This window comes from Flavobacterium sp. HJJ (assembly GCF_015351475.1).
In the GTDB taxonomy this organism is placed as follows: Bacteria; Bacteroidota; Bacteroidia; order Flavobacteriales; family Flavobacteriaceae; genus Flavobacterium; species Flavobacterium marginilacus.
Window position 1 is genome coordinate 157,473 of sequence record NZ_JADKPR010000009.1, and the last position, 18,633, is coordinate 176,105.

Here is an 18,633-nt window from a genome sequence, read left to right on the forward strand (position 1 = left end):
TGATGGATTGATTTTTCTAATTCATAAAATACCCGCCTTGATTGTTTTCAAAAACTGATGAAACAATATTTGAGAATGAAATTTTAGATTTTTTTATCACGTTAGAAAGACTCTGAGTGTACAGCTCTAAAATTATCCTTTCCAAAATAATCTGTTACAGTTTATTGGGAAGTAATTTCTAGAGCCATAACGCCCAGTTATAGGTACTTTTTCTAAAAAACATTAGTTAATTCTAATGCTCTGCAGATACGAGTTGTTTTTAGTGACCAAGAAATAACTTTTGTCTTTTACTTTTATTTCTTCCATGTTTTTAACATCTCCAGGAGTAAAAAATCCACTTTTCACCATAGAAACCGGCTTGAATTTACCTTTGCCATTCCCTTTCAAAAATAAGCCATGACCAGCGTCATTCCTTGGAGTTTCAACCTCTGAATTAAACATGTTTCCGGTAATCAAAGCATCTAGACTGCCGTCTTTATCATAATCATCAACTATAATCTGATTGATACAGGACAGCTGTGCCTCAACAGGAAGTTCGTGCAGAATAAATTTCCCGTCTTTATTTTCCATGTATACACTTGCAAATGATTTCACTTTATAATGCAGAGCCTCTTTAAGTGATTTCTCTGTATATACATCAACTAGCGTTGCCTGAGAAAAACTTTCATAATTTTTGAACTTTTTCTTTATGCTTGGAATCTGCTGTGAAGAACAGCCTCGACCGCGTACAGGGTATTGCTTACCGTCATTGTAATAACTCAATACAATATCTTTATGCTTATCATTGTCAAAATCCTTAACGAAGATATCAAAAGTCTCATCGGGTGTGGCTTTGTACTTATAGTTAAGCCCATTGTTACCAACGATATAATCCATATCGCCATCCTTATCAAAATCCCCCTGCTGAATGCTCCACCACCAGCCAGTGGTATCTATTGACAAGCCTAAACCGTTAGATACTTCTTTGAATCCGTTTTTTACATTTTCGAAAACACGGATCGGCATCCACTCACCTACAATTATTATATCTGGAAAAGTATCATTATTATAATCAGTTATAGCAGCACTTGTTGCCATTCCAATATTTTTGAATTCTTTAGGAGCATTTTTTGAAATCTCAAATTGTGCATGACCGACCGTACTTATATTATGCAGCAGATAAGTATTTGCTGGTGAAGGATACTGTCCAGGTACTTGTCTGCCAAGAACCAGAATATCTTGTTTACCGTCTTTATCATAATCAACAGGATATGCTTTGGAACCGCTGGTTAGCATTACAGGCAGTGCTTCTTTGGATGCCTTTGTAAAATCACCTTTGCCATTATTGATATACAGTCTGTCCTGCAGTGCGGGATCATTTAATAAAAATTCATAACCGCCGCTTACAACGTATAAATCATTGTCGCCGTCATTGTCCGCATCAAAAATAACAGCTCCAGCATCTTCACTTTTTTTATCTGCTTCAAAAGCTCCCGTTTTTTTCTCCACAAATCCATTGGCTGTCTGCAAAAACAGTTTCCCTGAAAAAGTAGATGAACCGCCAATAAAATAATCGTCTAATCCATCTTTATTTACATCGCCAACAGCAATAGGAGGGCCAAAAGTGGACATCTTGTGTGGCAGTAAAACCTGATCTTTAAAATCATCATATTTATTTTCTTCGTGTTTAAAAACTGGAAAAATGGATGTTACTGTAGTAAATAATGGTTTTGAAACAGCTGTTTTTTCTGTATCTTCTTTAGCATCCTGTTCTTTGAAAGTTAATGTCTGATTTGCTTTTACATTGAATAATTTCTGAACTTTTCCATTGGTCCAAACCACTTTCACTTCATCAATTGTCTTTAATTTATTAACTCCAAAATGCAGTTCTGGAGCTACAGACGACTGGAATCCTCGTGTCAGAGTAAGTTCCTGCATCTGAACATCACCATTTGTTTTTATGTACACACGATTTCCTAATCCCTGATTGTTTTTTGAACTTCCTTTGAACTTTACCTTCAAATAATTATTGGTTTCGGAACTGGTATTTTCAAAAACTGAAGCGTAATCATCTATATTATTTATGATAATTTCTAAATCTCCGTCATTATCCAAATCAGCATAAGCAACACCGTTAGAAAATCCTTTGAACTCAATTCCCCATTGCTTATTAACCTGTTCAAATTTAAAGTTTCCTTTATTTTGGAACATAAAATTGTCGATTTTTTCGCTGGGAATTTCCAATGCTACTTTTAGTAAATCTTTAGGCTTCAAATTTTGTCTTTCAATATTGTGAAAGAAATCATTATTATTTATTTCTCTTCTGGTTCCATTGGTAACAAACAAATCCTTTTTACCGTCATTGTCAAAATCAGCAAACAATGGTCCCCAGCTCCAGTCCGTTGAAGAAGTTCCTGTAATACGCGAAACATTTTCAAACTGCGGAATTCCGTTTTCAACAATTCCAGTGTTCATCTGCATACAGTTGTGCATGTACTGAATTTGAAATCCAGCATCAGCAATATCCCAGTATAACTGCGGATTCATGCTTGACATATTTGCTTTTTTACGACGGTTGTCTTTGGCATCCATATCCACCTGAAAAATATCTAAATAACCATCGTTGTTGAAGTCGGAGATATCCACACCCATTCCATAAAAAGAAGTGTGATTTGCAGCATCTTTTATAACTTCTTTAAAAGTGCCGTCATGGTTATTTATGTACATAAAATCAGGAGAATTGAAATCATTGGACACATAAATATCCGGCCAGGTATCATTATTTAAATCCCCGATAGTACCGCTTAATGACAAGCCGTATGCTCTCACTCCCGCTTCATTGGTCACATTGGTAAAATGATTTCCGTCATTTCTATACAAATGTCCGGATTCATCATCTTTTACATTCCGCATCAGCTGTACGTAAACAAATGTTGGTATATTAAACTTAGTAGGCGGGTAATTGGCTACATATAAATCTAAATCTCCGTCTTTATCATAATCAAAGAAAGTGCCCTGTACACTGTTTCCGGCATCATCGATGCCATATTCTTTGGCTCTTTCGGTAAAAGTGCCGTTCCCGTTATTGATATACAGTTCATTGTTTCGGGGACCAAATTTTCCTCCTACACTGCAATAAATATCTAGGAAACCGTCCCCGTTAACATCGGCCATCGTAGCTCCGGTGTACCATCTGGAATCTCCTCCTACTTTTGCTTTTTTGGTAACATCTTCGAACTTAAGGTTTCCTTTGTTTAAATACAGCTTATTAGACACTTGGTTTCCAGTAAAAAAAATGTCTGTCAATCCATCATTATTGACATCTCCAGCAGCAACTCCCCCGCCCATATAAATGTATGAATAGGTAAAATAATTCAGAGAATCATTTTCTGTGAGATTGTTGCTAAAATCAATTCCAGTGTCTGAAGGTTCTAAAGCAGTAAATATCTTTTTTTCTGATTCTTTTGTGGAGCACCTAACAAGCAGTAATAAGCATGTAATGCTAAAAAAAACAGTTCTTATTTTTATAATTTTCATTTTTAAAATTTTAATAAATTTCTTTAAATACAAATTGCAGATTTCATTTTGGCAGTCGGAAAAACAATCTTTTTAATATTCGTTTTCACAAATTCTTCATCCCCTTCTTTTATTTTAATAAACTGATTGGGTTTAACATTTTTAAAAAATTGTTTTTTATGGCTCTTCGCCCAAGTAATTTCTATTTGATCAATTACTGATGCCTGCCCGATTCCTATTTCTTTTCTTAAAGCCGATGAACCAAAACTGCCTCCTGAGTTTATTTCGAGATAAACATTTCGAGAAACACCTTTTTCTTTGAAACTAAGCTTAATTCTTGAGCCAATTGCCGATTTGTTAGTGTCAGTTCCTTCGAGCTGAATACCAATCCAGCGGTTTGTGTTTTGACCTGGGTTAAGATAAAAGGAGTTGGTATAAGAATCGCCGATATAAGCCCCGCCAACTTCTATAAAAATATCGGAATCTCCATCATTGTCCATATCGCTAAAACCAACAGCATGACCTTTCTGCAGATTTCCTACACGCCCAGAAACAGTAACATCAGCAAATTTGCCATTTCCCATATTTCGATATAATTTATTTGGAATAAGCGATTTATAATCTGGATTTCCAGTACCAAGATACATATCCAAAAATCCGTCATTATCAATATCTCCAAAATTTGAACCCATAGCAAATACACACTTATTCAGCCCGGCTGCTTTTGAAACATCCGAAAAAGTACCATTGTGATTATTATGATACAAATACATTTTACTGCCTTCGTTCGGAATATTTAATGCCTCTTTGGCAACCGTTCCTGCAATAGAACCTTCAAACTGATAACCGCACACAAAAAGATCCTGCCAGCCATCATTATCATAATCCCAGAACCAAGTTGGAAAAGTCATGACATTAAGCTTAGCCAGTCCTGCTTTTTCGGTCACATCCATAAATTGTGGAATGCCGTTTTTGGAACCCATATTTTTCAATAATGTTTTTCGATTATTCATCCCGGACAAAAACAGATCAATTCTTCCATCATTGTCATAATCACTAGAAGTGACTCCTTTTACAAAAGTGACTATTTCACAATTTGCTTTTTTGGCAGCATTTGTAAATGTTCCGTCCTGATTGTTTATATACAATTCGCAGGGAAAATTATCCTGAGGCCTTGATTCATTCCCTATAAACAAATCCAGATAACCATCATTATTAAAATCATTCCAAGTTCCGGCTTGAGTTGGTAATTCTGAGTACAAACCGCTTTTTACAGTTACATCTGTAAAAGTGCCGTCTCCATTATTACGCAGTAATGAATTGGGCTGTACTCCGTAAACATTCATCCAGGCTCCTCTTAAAACAAATAAATCGGTATCACCGTCATTATCATAATCAGCCTGAATCATGTTTAGTCCGCCTTTGAACCGTCCTATCTCAGATTGTTTAGATAAATTAGTAAATCCCCCTTTTTTATTATTCTGATAATATTGCATAACCCCGTCCAGACTCCAATCAGATGTCATTATATCCAAATAATCATCATTATTAAAATCATCCAAAATAACGCCTCCAGCCATGTTTTTTTTCACTATGCCCAAATTCGAAACTATGTCAGTAAAAGGTTTTATGGAATATCCTGAATTATCTTTGTCCAGATTTGGTATCAGCCATTGGCTTGGAACCTTTAGCGGATAACCGCCCAGTGTCATATAAGCAATATTGAGCAGCCATTGTGATTCATAATCTCCAGGATCATTGATTAAGAGCTTTTTATAAACCTCTATAGCTTTTTGCGATCCTAATTGTTTTTCATGAATTCCAGCTTTTACTATCGGCATGATACACGATTCTGAAACGTGGGATTTTAAGCAGTTTTGACGCTCGCCAAGCCGCATGTAGGCAATTGCTAATTTTTTGGAAATCTCAAATTTTTCAGCACCGCTTACTATTGGTGAGTTTGACATCGTCTCAAATATTTTTACGGCATCATATTCATCCCCTAATTTCAGCAGACTTTCCCCTTTCTTTAATTCATACAGCAGTTTAAAATGACCATAAGATGAATTTAAAATGATTGAATCATAAAAAACAATCTCTGCTTTTGGAGAAAAAACATTGTCTTTTACATCATACATCTTGCTTCTAGCTTCCAAGACCTTAACCATTTTGTCATTTGGATTAGAAAAAAAGTCACAAGACTGCATCAATAAGGATACTGCGGATAACAGCAATAACAGTTTTATTTTCATATTTTTAATTTTTTAATCTTAAAACGAAATTTCGAGTTTACTAAAAATAAAAGCTCTCTTTTTAGTCAACTATTTTATTTCCAATATGAATATTATAAAACTTCCAAACCTCATGGGCTACATTTCTGCCAAGTTTCAGACCTTCCAAATTATCAGCCTGAATATGATAACCGCCCATTACCCTTGAGATACCTGCCATTTCAGCTGTTTCAGTAAAAGTTGGGAATTTTAGAACTACAGGTTTTCCAATGTTATTTGGCTCAGTCATTGCTCCCGGAATGCAAGTTGCAGAATCGCCAAAAGTATCACTGCCTGTCCATAATTTTAATGCTTCGGCACAGCCGCCGCTTATGGTGCTATGTCCCGAAACGTAACCTGGAAAAGGAGGACATAAAAAAGTATCCGGAGAATAAGGTCTCCATTCCTGTCCTTTCATTTCTTTGTAGCCAACATCTGGACCACCCCAGGCTTTTATAGTCTGGTCTTTAAAATAATAATGAACAAGAGCATAAGGACGGGCAAAATCATAAAACATTTTTGCATCCCAGCAGGCTATAAAACAGTCCATAGCTGTTACCTGATTTAAAAAATACATTTTTACATCCTGATCTAATGTATGATTATCACGTATTGAAACAACTTGAGCAAATTTTAACCAGTGTCCTGCCTGCTGCACCGATTTTGGGCCGTCACGCATAAATTCTACTAATGCCTTTTGTTCATCTGTTAGATTATTCTGCAGGTCAATAAGATCTTTTACTTCATTCTTAAGCTGCTCTGAACCAACTAACGGCGGAGGAACCGGACGAAACTGATCGCCTGACAGCATTCCTACTGGTTTTACTTTGTTCCAAAAAGGAGTCAGACAGTTTGGTGAAAATTTACCTCCCTTACCATCAGAGAAATATTTTGGCTGCCAGCGGTTAATATCAACCATTACATCTGGAGAATTAACTGGCTTATAATTAACATAATTAAAATAAGGAGTTCCGTTTGAACCGCTTTCATCTCCATATTGATTTGACCCGTCATGTCTTCTGGCTTCAATTACTGCCTTTGCAGCTAAATTGCCAATTCCTTCTGGAGTTGACGGATCAAGCGACTTGTTATTTGGGTCAAATCCTAATTCAGTCATAAAAGATGCAAATAATGCTTTGTCTGAATAAAAATACTCACATAATGCATTATAAGCGGCGTAACTAATTGCGATCTCTTTATTTTTAAGGATTTGTTCTTCATCAGGTCTTCTTGCAGTATCAGTTAAATATACAGGAACTGCAGCTTTATCATAACGGCTCCATGCATCAAAAATGGCAACAAAAGTAAGTCCCAAAAGACGGGAAGTTACTGTGGGTCTTGGTCTGAATTTTTCGGTATCATTTGCTGTTGCCTGTATTGCCATCTGCCCCCATCTATAGGCCATGTTATCTTTACCAAGAGGTTCTGGAAGTGTTTTTATATTTTTTTCCGGATTAAAGGAATATAAACTAGAAGTGAAAACAAGCAATAGAACAATTATATAGTAAGAAAAAGAATTCTTCATTTTGATAGTTTTAAATGTGGTTGATAATAGATGATTTGTTTTTCAATAAAGCTGATTATTGAAAAATGTTCTAAAAATCGTGTACGTAAAAAGACATGCAATTGCAGAAGCAAAGCATTTAATTCACACTAAATAATCATTAAGCATAATGATTTTCAGAAACATAAAAAGTATCTAAGCCACATTTGGAGGGGGATAATGGGAAGTAAAAAACCCATCTAATAAATCATTTTTAAAAACAAACGAAAATGATATTGAATCAGGGATAAATTCAGAATTGAATTCATAAACAGCAGCATCATTTGAGATGTAATCTTTTTCAAATGATTTTAAAAGTTTTTTTGCTGGATTTTCTTTATTTGAATTTGTGTCGATTAACTGATTATCTACAAGATCCCTTAACTTTTTATTTACAACAGCCTGATGGGTATTTTTTAAACAATATAATTTTAAAACATTATTTTGTATTCTGTTTTTAAAAACATGATACACTGTGTGATCGATTATTATATCCTCATTTACTTCTTCAAAACCAGAATCTACAACATATGCATAAGGATTAATATTCAATTCAATTATCTGAAATTTAGAATCATCTGCATTTTCCATAGATGCCACCCATGTCTGCTCTTTCTGAGCAGTAACCAGCACATATACTCCTAAAACATTATAGAAAAATGTCAGGAGCAAAAAAAAGACAGCTATTTTTTTAAAGTATTTCAAGAATCTATTTTTTCTGATAATTTTATTTTTGGGCAAAAAAGAGGAAACATTATTGACTATATATTAAAATGCATGCCTGTCTCTATCAATTTTTTTTATTGGTCTGAAATTGGGATTAACATAGAATGGCTGTTCAGAAGCCATCAAGTTTTAATTTCAAATTGGGATTCTGCTTCTAATTTTTTATTACTGTAATAAGCTAAAAATGGAAGATTAACAAATAGAAAAGTAATTTTAAAATTTCATAAACTGCTTTAAGAAAACAAAAAACGTAATCTCAAATTAAGTAGTAAAAACAGCGTATTTTCATACGCTGTCCTAACAACAAAACCTAACCTAATTTTAGAAAAACTATAATAATAAAATTACCAGCCTGGATTGTTTCCTGTAATCAAAGAATTTTTACCTGTCTCATTATTAGGAATTGGCCAAAGTTCGTTTTTACCTACTTTAAACTTTGTTCCAACTAATTCTGTAGCAGCATTACCCCATCTGATTATATCGTCAAAACGGCTTTGCTCACCTGCAAACTCCACTTTGCGTTCGTGAATGATAGCTTTAAATACTTGATCTTTTGTAAGAGTAGTTAATAATGCTGGTACACCTGCTCTAGCACGAACTTGATTGATGTAACCAATAGCTGCAACTTGATCACCACCTGCTCTTTGATTTTCACATTCTGCTTTCATAAGCAGAATATCAGAGTATCTAATGATTTTGAAGTTAATTCCCGAGTCGATTGCCTCATCAATTTTCTTATAGTAGTTTGAATATTTTTTCCAGCCCGCTCTTCTCGTTCCGCCACCAGATCCAAAATTGGCAGCTACCATTGTATTATTTCCATTATTATACTTATCACCTACAACATAAAATGTTGCTGCAAATCTTTTATCATTAGCTTCAAATTCATCTAATATATTGTCCGATGGATACACGTTAAACCAGTTCAAATTACCATATTCCTGACCTCTTAAAGTAGATTCATTACCGCCTTGAGCTCCATTTCCTGCACCCCAAAGGTTTCCTGTGCCCAGCTTTGCATCAAACTCAACTTCGAAAATAGATTCAACTCCATGTTCCTTTTCTTCAACAAAATTATCATAGTAAACAGGTTCAAGCGAAAATCCAGTAACCCCATTAAGTGCAGCTAATGATTCATCATATTTCTTTTGATATAATAAAACTTTCCCCAATAAGGCCTGTGCAGCCTCTTTAGTTGCTCTTCCTTTTTGTTCAGCAGTTCTGCTTAATAAAGTAGTAGCAGCAGTTTTTAAATCTGAAACGATTAAGTTATAAACTTCAGCTACGGTAGCTCTAGCCCTAACATCATCTGCTCCTTTTGGAAGTGCATCATATAATGGCACCCCGCCAAAACGTTTAACCAATAGAAAATAGTAAAATGCTCTCATGAATTTTGCTTCACCGATGTATTTATCTTTTGTAACCTGATTCAGAATAGAATTATCGATTGCATTTATTTTGTCTGAATTAGAAATTACAAAATTTGATTTGTTAATTCCCAAATAACAAACTGTCCAATAATCTGAAATATCAGCAGAGCCTGAATCAAAAGAAAACTCTAAAAATTCTTTTTTATCAGCTTCCAACTGTGGATTGCCTGCATTTTCATGAGACATATTATCCAATTCAAAGAAATACAAACGCGTATAAAGTGCCGTAGTCTGCAAATTAGCATATGCTGCATTTACAGATGACTCTACTTGGTCTTTAGTTTTGAAATACGTTTCAGGAGATAAAGTAGTAGGATTTGTCAATTCTAAATCTTTATCTGAACAAGAATTTATTATGTATATTCCTGCGAATATTACCAAGATAAATTTTATATTTTTTATATTTTTCATGTTTGTTTTATTTTATTAAAATGAAATTTCAAGTCCTAGTAACACCGATTTTGGCTGCGGATAGTTTCCTCTATCAATACCTTTGTCATAATTAGTCCCTCCAATAATACTAGAATTTCCATTCCCTATTTCAGGATCCAATCCAGAGTAATCAGTTATTGTTACAAGGTTTTGACCACTTGCATATACTCTAAGCTTAGAAAAATATTTACTGATGCTGCTTGGTAATGTATATCCGATGCTTATGTTTTTTAATCTTGCAAAAGAACCATCTTCAACAAAACGGCTGCTTACAGCTGTATTTTGTACTGCCCCGTTAAGTCTTGGTATTGTAGAATCCGGATTAGTTACGACTCCATTTGCAACAATTGATCTGTCTAATACGGCTGTACCAGCGTTAAACAACTTTGCCATACCTTCTAAATCATAACGATTGGTATTGAAAATGTCATTTCCTTGAACTCCCGTTATGAAGAAATTAAAATCAAATTGTTTATAAGTAGCATTAAAATTCATCCCATAAGTAATATCCGGAAGAGGATTACCAATTTTAGTTCTGTCTGCTGATGTTATATTACCGTCACCATTTAAGTCTTTAAATCTTATATCACCTGGTTTAACTGTAGTCTGCCCTGGTGTGGCTGTAAAAACGGCGTCAACTTCGGCCTGATTTTTATAGATGCCGTCTGCAACTAAACCATAAAAATAGAATAACGGATCACCAACAGTAGTTTGTGAAATGGCGTCACCTCCAGCTCTAAATGCAGTTCCTCCAGCTATTTTATCAATTCCTCCTAAATCTAACACTTCGTTTTTGCTAGTACCTAAATTAAAGTTAGCAGACCATCTAAAATCACCTTCATTATCATTATAACCTAGTACAACTTCAAACCCTTTGGTACTAACTGATCCAACATTTTTAGGCTGGCTTCCTGAAAAAGATCCAATTGAAGGTGCAACTGGTAAGTTTAATAATAAATCATCGCTTCTATTATCATAGATTTCAAAACTACCTGTAATTTTATCATTTAAAAACCCAAAATCTAAACCTATGTTTTTCATTGTTTTAGATTCCCAATGCAAATCCGGACTTGCCAATGATCCAGCTGTAGTACCAACAGCTGCATTACCTGCTATAGGATAAATTAAATTCCCTACCAAGGCAGCACTATATGCATAACGTCCAATTTCATCGTTACCAGTAGTACCATATGAGGCTCTTAATTTCAAAGTACTTACTTGAGTATTTTGAAGAAAATTTTCTTTAGCTATATTCCAGCCCCCTGCAACAGAATAAAAATTGGCCCATCTGTAATTGCTGCCAAAACGAGACGAAGCGTCTCTTCTTCCAGAAACAGCAAAAAGGTATTTTTCATCATAATTATAATTCAACCTTCCTACATATCCAACTCTATAATCTTCAAATGAAGTACTGCTTAAAGCTGTTACTGTTGCACTATTTAACTGATCAATTTCATCAGATATTGAGTAACGGCTCCCAGCGTTAACTTGTTCGCCTTTAGATTTATTATTTTCAACTAGTATTACTGCGTCAAAATTGTGCTTTTCGGCTATTGTTTTTTTATAGCTTAAACTATTATTAAACATGATAGTCTGACCGCTTCCATAAACTCTTGTTGTAGCTGAATAAGCCGCAGAATGCGTTGAACCATTAGGAACACTATCATCATCATAAGAAGGAATAAAATTTCTATTATCAAGATCATAATAATCTAAAGAAACTTGTGATCTGAATTTCAAGTCCTTAATAATTTCAAACTCTGCAAAAATGTTCCCCGTTATACCTAATGTTTTATTGATTGTATAACCTAAACTTTGTACTCTTACAGGGTTTTCAGCATCCTGTCCGTCTGCTGCATTACTTGGTCCTTGAAAACCTCCCAAATTAGTCGAATTATATACCGGCAGATAAGGAGCAGCTTTTATAGCGTGCTCGATTAAAGTACGTCCGCCAGATATACGCTCAGGATTTTGCTTTCCAAAAGAAAGCCCCATATTACTACCTACTGTTAATCTTAATTTTTCAATTTTCTGGGTGTTATTTGCTCTAAAGGTGTAACGCTCATAACCTGAATCAACAATAACACCATCTTGCTTTAAATATTCTGCAGAAAAACGGTTAGTAGAATGATCCGTACCACTAGAATAACTTAAATTATAATCCTGCATAGCTCCAGTTGTAAAAATTTCATCCAAATAATTTACATTATTCTTCAAGAAATCTGCTGGCCTATTAATAGTTACCCCCCAATCTTTAGCATATTGCTGATATTGCTCTGAATTAAGCAAGTCATATGTTTTTCCTACTTTCTGAAAACCAGTATAAGTATTAAAAGATAATTGACCTACACCGCTTTTACCTTTTTTGGTAGTTACAATAACAACACCATTTGATCCGCGAGATCCATAAAGTGCCGCTGTAGAAGCATCTTTAAGAACCGATACACTTTCAATGTCATTTGGGCTGATACTTGATAAATTCCCAACAATAACACCATCCACTACATACAATGGACTATTGTTATTTGGACTTCCTAAACCTCTAATACTTACCTCTGGAGTAGATCCTGGTGAACCATTATTAATTACCGTAACTCCAGCGGCTCTGCCCTGAAGTGCAGATTCAGCATTTGTTATAGGCAAGGCAGCTATGTCTTTAGAGCTTACTGTTGAAATTGCACCTGTAACATTTCCTCTTTTTTGAACACCATATGCAACAACAACAACTTCTTTTAAATCTTGGGAAGCATCCTGCATAGTGATATTTATCGAACTATTGCTTCCAACAGCAACAACCTGAGAAATCATACCTATATATGCAAATACTAATTTATTGTCTGATTCGACATTATTAATTACATATTTCCCGTCAAAATCTGTAATAGCACTGCTAGATTTTCCTTGCACACTTACACTTACACCACTTAGGGGTAAACCCGATTTGTCAGAAACAACACCATTTATTGTCTTGCTCTGAGAAAAGACAGCTTGTGCACAAAAAAACAGCAGTGCAATAATTGCGAATTTCATTTTTAATTTCATAGTTAGTTTGGTTAATTTTTTAAAATTGGTTTTTAATCTTTTAAAATTCTTTTGAATATTAAATTCACATTTAGAAGTAGGCGGTTCTCTTCATTTAAATTGATTTTAGTTTATAATAATTAAAGTGTTCATTAGTTTTTTTTATGTCTTGTTTATCAATTAAATAATTTTAGGATAAATTAAATGCATTCTTTTTTGCATAAAATTTCTTCATAACTTTAAAATAAATGATCAAACAATTTTTACAAAAACTTTAACAAATTTATTCTGTTTGGACGTTGTATTTATACAACAAATGAAGCATATTACCGCACGCATGTTGCAAAAAACACCAAAAATCCTACTATTTACCGAATGTTACGTTAATTCATTAAATAATTAAAAAATATATTATCAATAAAAAAATTTTACTTAATTTTTGATATAAAAAATTAATATGTTAAAATTTTAAACTTATCAAAATTGACAAAATTTAAGGTTTAGCTAGAATTTGGTCAATAAAATGTTTTCTTTAAAATATAAGAATGAATAAACAGGCAGAGGGTTTTGTAGTATTACACATTTTTGCTTGTTGATTAAAAGAATTAAGCTTTTTAAAATGCAGAATCTGTTTATTAAGATGGATAAATTGGGACAGAATGAAGTGGCCCAAAAGCAAAAAAAAACCAAAATATCTACCTCAATTTTAAAACTAAGGCAGCTATTTTAGTTTAATAAAGTATAGTTAATTATTAAATTACTTTTCAGTAATTATACTTTCTTCTCTTCTGTTGGCAGATGACCAAACTTCAATTTAAAGCATTTAGTAAAATAGGAAGGAGTTGCAAAACCAACTTTATAGCTTATTTCATTAATATTATCATTCCCAAATTCTATAAACTGTTTAGCTTTCTCCAGCCTGACATTTCTTATAAACTCATTTACAGAAACTCCTGTAAGTGTTTTTATTTTTCGATACAATTGACTTCTGCTTAAGAAAACAATAGAAGCCAGCAGCTCAACGCTAAGTTCAGGTTCGCTAATGTTTTCATGAATATAATTTAATATCTTCTGCATAAAATCATTATCTATTGTTGTAGTTTTCTGCTGTGCTTTTTTAGTTATGCCGTCATAAAACTTATTAAAGATAATTTGTCTGCTATTTATTAATTGAGCAAGACTTGATTTTAGAATATCCATATTAAAGGGTTTACTCAGATACAAATCTGCACCCGAATCTATGCCTTCCAACCGGTCTTTTACTAATGCTTTTGCAGAGAGCATTAACAAAGGAATATGGGAGGTTTTAATATTTCCTTTTATCTTTTTACACATTTCAAGACCGTCCATAACAGGCATAATGACATCTGTCAAAATCAAATCGGGCAGCTTATGCACTGCTAAATCATATCCTTTTTGTCCATTTTCGGCAACGATTACTTTATATTCCTTTTTTAGTTCTGCTTTTAGATAACTCCTTAAATCTGCATTGTCTTCTACAATCAGTACAGTATGGGGCTTCTCTGGGTTTACCTCATTGGCAGGCAGCTCTGAATTGCTTTCCATTGCTGTCATATCCCTCAATATCTTCTTTTTCTCCAATGCCGGTTTATTGGAAACCTTAGCAAATTCATCTGGTTCAAAAAAATCTTTGCCCAAAGGAAATATAATTCGGAAAGTTGTACCGTCACCCAAAACACTGTCGACTTCTATTTTTCCTTTATTTAATTCAATAAATTCTTTTACAACTTCTAAGCCAATACCAGTACTTCCATAATAGGTTTTGTTTAAATTATTTACCTGATAAAAACGTTCAAATATTCGTTTGAGTTCTTTTTTATCTAATCCAGATCCTGTATCTTCAATAGTTATTTCATAGCTTTTAACTTCTTTCCCGAGATTTACCAAAGGAAAGTAAACAGGTTTATTGCTTTCTTTTATCCTTACATTAATGCTTCCATAATCTGGTGTAACCTTAAAAGCATTAGACAAAATATTAAATATTATTTTTTCAAACATTTTAGGATCAACCCAATCGTTTAATTTTTTAAGGGGAGAAGAAAACGTTAGCTCTATTTTGCGAAAATTAGCTTCTTCATCAAAGTGACTCAAAATATCTTTCACAAAACTGATTACTTCAATTTCCTGAACCTGAAGCTGTACCTGATTAAACTGTAATTTTCTAAAATCCATCAGCTCATTAATCAGTCTTGACAATAAATCAGAACTTTTATGAATTACCTTCAGTTTGTTTAGAACCTCACCATTTAAATTGTATACATTATTTTTAAGCAAATCATCCAGCGGATTCATTATCAAAGTCAGCGGTGTTCTGAATTCGTGAGAGATATTTGTAAAAAACTGCAGTTTTTTATTATTCAGTTTTTCAATCTGGATTCTCTTGTCTCTTTCAAAACTGATTGCCTGTTTTGCCTTAAATTTATTCTGATAGTAAGTAATAACATAATAGGCTCCCAAAACTGCAATAATTAAATACACTAAATATGCCCAGTATGTTTTCCACCATGGAGCCAGAATTGTGATTTTTAATTCCAATGGCTTTTGACTCCAGGCCCCTCCCCGATTTGCAGATTTTACTTTAAAAACATAATCGCCCGGAGCAAGATTGGTATAAGTTGCTATATGTTTATTACCTACATAATTCCATTCTTTTTCAAATCCTTCCAGATAATAGGCATATTCATTTTTACCTGGGTACGAATAATTAATACCTACATATTCTATTGTAAAAACAGACTGGTTATGATTTAAAGTAATGTGTTTTGTTTCGGAAATAACTTTTTGTAATGGAGAATCGGCTGCAGCAGGTATAACCGAAGTGTTAAACAGCTTGAAATCTTTAAAATACAACTGAGGCTGTTTGGCAGTTTTGGACATTTGATTTGGGTCAAAATAATTGATCCCTTCATAACTTCCAAAATAAATTGTCCCCTTTTTATCTTTCAGTACCGAATTGTTATTAAAATCATTGGCCAGCAGTCCGTCTTCTGTCGTAAAATTATAAAACTTATTGTTTTTTACATCCAATTTTGTAATTCCTGCTCCGCCGCTAACCCAGATTGAACCGTAATTATCCTCAATAATTGAACAGACTGATTTTTCCTTAAGAGATTCATTACCACTGTACCAAGCTATTTTTTTTGTCTTTTTATTATAATTAAAAAGACCTGAACCATCAGTTCCAATCCAAATTAATTTGTTTTTGGATTCGTAAATGGACAATATTGTATGCGTCCGAATATTATTCAGCACTTTGGACATTTTATCCTTAATAGAAAATACAGAGAAAGTATTTCCGTTTTTGTTTACGCCATAAAGTCCCCTTATAGTTCCTACCCAAATAGTATCATCTGAATCAACAAATACTTTGCGAACAAGTGAAGAAGGCAGTAAATAATCTCGAAATGGTTTAGAATTACATTGAAAAAAAGATTTTTTTGAAGAATCAAAATAACTCAGCCCTCTTTCAAAAGTTCCTATCCAGATATTGCCTTTTGAATCCTCTGCAAAACTCAAAACTCTGTCGGAACTAAGTCCTTTAGTATTATGTGTATTGTAATTAATAAAATTTTTGGTTCCTTTTTTTAAGAAAAAAATCCCCTCATTCCAGACTGCTAGCCATAAATTCTGCTTACTGTCAAAAAAAACTTCCTGCACATTATTGTTTGTCAGTCCAGAAATATAAGAACTGTCATGAGTATTGATATGTATAAATTTTTTAGTTTTTGGATCAAATACATCAACCCCTCCCCCTTCCATGCTTATCCATAACTTTCCAGAAAAATCCTCAGCAATTGATGTAACAGAACTTGTCTGTAAAGAATTTGTATTATTCAATAAACTTTCGATTGAATTAAACTGTTCTGATAATTTATCAAAAATACAAACCCCTTTATTATAATATCCCAGCCAGATTCTATTATCATTATCCTTTAACAAAGACCAGATGGAGTTTGATTTTAATCCATTTTTTTCAAACTTATTTGGCAAATATTTTTTTATTACTGCCCCCGAATTATTTATCAAAAAAAGACCGTCGTTTTCAGTAGCGCAAAGGATATTTTTTGCATCTATCGCAATAATCGAAAAAATTCTTTTATTTGTGATTGCGATTTTTTTCTGCTGGTAGCCTTTCGTAGTTTCTACAACCTTTATTAGTCCATTATTTGTAGTACCAATCCATAAATCATTGTTAGTTTCAAAAAACAATGACTCTAATGAGTCTGTAATTTTAGATTTAGAATTATCATTTTCAACTAATGTTACCTGCTGTATACTATTTGTTTTACTATCAAAATACTTCAATCCAAAATTTGTTGCAGCAAAGATTTTCCCTTGTTTGTTTTTTGCAAGACTCCGAATAAATAAATCAATATTGGAAGGAATGTTCGATTTAACTGTAATTGCCTGAAATGTCTTTTTATTTAATTTTAAAAGACCGTATTGTTCTGTCCCAACTAATAAATTATCCTCATTATCTTCAATTAAACTCCTAACTGTCACTATATCGTCTTTGTGAATTTTAAGAGCTTTTTTTAAATCAATTGTCTCAAATCTATCTAAATTTCTATCGTATAAACATAAACCTTCTTCAGTTCCTACCCACAATTTATTTTGAGAATCAACATAGGCAGTGTAGATAAGATTACTATTTATAGATTTCGGAGTATTCCAATTGGATTCATAAACGACGTAATTTATCCCATCATATTTATACAGTCCCGCACCATTTGTCCCTATCCAGATATACCCTTTCTTATCTTGTACAATAGTCCAGACTCCCCGTTTAGAAATACCTTCTTTTATAGAACGAAATTGAAAATTTTCGAAGTCATTTTGTGAATAAGAAATCGTCACAAAAAACAAATAACATATAAAAAATATTTTTTTTTCTATTTTAAGCATTTTGTAATTATTAAAAAGTAAGATTTTCTCTCTAAATATATAAAATAAAAACATTAATTCACAAAAATGAAAAAATACGAATATTTTTCTTTCAAACAATCAAATTCATTATTGCCTTTTTATTAAGCTTTTTTATTGGCAAAGAATATTTAAGAACGAAATCGATAGAAATTTTCAGCTCAAGCAAAAAGAGGCTAACCTTCTTTTATGTACTATTTCCTAATCGAAAAGCAACTCTTTTTTTTAATGTTCAAAATGATATTGAACTATCATTTATATCTGTTTTTTAATTAAGTAAGCGGTAATTTAATCTTTTAGCCAATCTGAATTTTGACTGCAGCTCCAAAAACTTTTTTAACCTTCTCTATCATAAGGATCAATAGTCACAATTGTCCCGTCATCATTATAATCAATTTTGGTAACTTTCATACTCCGCAGATGAGTAACACCCTTGGAAAGACTCGAATCATGGTAAAACAGATACCAGTCATTCTCAATCCTGCATATTGAATGGTGCGTGGTCCAGCCCACAACCGGATTCAGGATGCGTCCCTGATACACAAACGGTCCGTATGGGCTGTCTCCTATTGCATAACAGATAAAATGCGTATCGCCTGTGGAATAGGAAAAATAATATTTCCCATTGTATTTATGAACCCATGAAGCTTCAAAGAAACGGCGGTCATTGTCTCCTGCCAGCAGGGACTGTCCGTTCTCGTCCAGAATCTGGATTTCTCTCGGCTCTTCGGCAAACTCAAGCATATCGTCTCTGAGTCTTGCAACAATAGGC

At 33.4% G+C, this 18,633-nt stretch carries 8 protein-coding genes; all 8 read right to left on the reverse strand.

All coding sequences use genetic code 11. From position 1 onward, the window contains the following. Positions 1–222: 222 nt before the first annotated feature. Positions 223–3,516 carry a VCBS repeat-containing protein gene (locus IRZ80_RS09505; protein WP_194641325.1) on the reverse strand — a complete coding sequence of 1,098 codons (3,294 nt, stop codon included), beginning with the start codon at positions 3,514–3,516 and terminating at the stop codon, positions 223–225. A 23-nt stretch (positions 3,517–3,539) separates the two neighbouring features. Further along, positions 3,540–5,747, reverse strand: a complete 2,208-nt coding sequence (locus IRZ80_RS09510) for a CRTAC1 family protein (protein ID WP_194641326.1) — start codon at positions 5,745–5,747, stop codon at positions 3,540–3,542. Between the two features lie 61 nt (positions 5,748–5,808). Beyond that, complete coding sequence (locus IRZ80_RS09515; protein WP_194641327.1) at positions 5,809–7,290, reverse strand: vanadium-dependent haloperoxidase; 1,482 nt, start codon at positions 7,288–7,290, stop codon at positions 5,809–5,811. Positions 7,291–7,464: 174 nt separating this feature from the next. Beyond that, positions 7,465–8,013 carry a hypothetical protein gene (locus IRZ80_RS09520; protein ID WP_194641328.1) on the reverse strand — a complete coding sequence of 183 codons (549 nt, stop codon included), beginning with the start codon at positions 8,011–8,013 and terminating at the stop codon, positions 7,465–7,467. Between the two features lie 365 nt (positions 8,014–8,378). Continuing rightward, on the reverse strand, positions 8,379–9,875 hold the full coding sequence (locus tag IRZ80_RS09525) for a RagB/SusD family nutrient uptake outer membrane protein (protein ID WP_194641329.1): 1,497 nt from the start codon (positions 9,873–9,875) through the stop codon (positions 8,379–8,381). Between the two features lie 15 nt (positions 9,876–9,890). Further along, entirely contained in the window at positions 9,891–12,926 is a 3,036-nt protein-coding gene (locus IRZ80_RS09530) for a SusC/RagA family TonB-linked outer membrane protein (RefSeq protein ID WP_228520857.1), read from the reverse strand. Between the two features lie 762 nt (positions 12,927–13,688). After that, positions 13,689–17,843: a hybrid sensor histidine kinase/response regulator transcription factor gene (locus tag IRZ80_RS09535; RefSeq protein WP_194641331.1), complete on the reverse strand. Its 4,155-nt coding sequence runs from the start codon at positions 17,841–17,843 to the stop codon at positions 13,689–13,691. Positions 17,844–18,197: 354 nt separating this feature from the next. Then, positions 18,198–18,633: family 43 glycosylhydrolase (locus IRZ80_RS09540; RefSeq protein WP_194641332.1), on the reverse strand; the 436-nt coding region annotated here is incomplete at its 5' end.

Excerpts from the sequence above, each read along its gene's own strand:
- IRZ80_RS09505 (WP_194641325.1), bottom strand. The coding sequence starts at position 3,516 with ATGAAAATTATAAAAATAAGAACTGTTTTTTTTAGCATTACATGCTTA.
- IRZ80_RS09510 (WP_194641326.1), bottom strand. The coding sequence starts at position 5,747 with ATGAAAATAAAACTGTTATTGCTGTTATCCGCAGTATCCTTATTGATG.
- IRZ80_RS09515 (WP_194641327.1), bottom strand. The coding sequence starts at position 7,290 with ATGAAGAATTCTTTTTCTTACTATATAATTGTTCTATTGCTTGTTTTC.
- IRZ80_RS09525 (WP_194641329.1), bottom strand. The coding sequence starts at position 9,875 with ATGAAAAATATAAAAAATATAAAATTTATCTTGGTAATATTCGCAGGA.
- IRZ80_RS09530 (WP_228520857.1), bottom strand. The coding sequence starts at position 12,926 with ATGAAATTCGCAATTATTGCACTGCTGTTTTTTTGTGCACAAGCTGTC.
- IRZ80_RS09535 (WP_194641331.1), bottom strand. The coding sequence starts at position 17,843 with ATGCTTAAAATAGAAAAAAAAATATTTTTTATATGTTATTTGTTTTTT.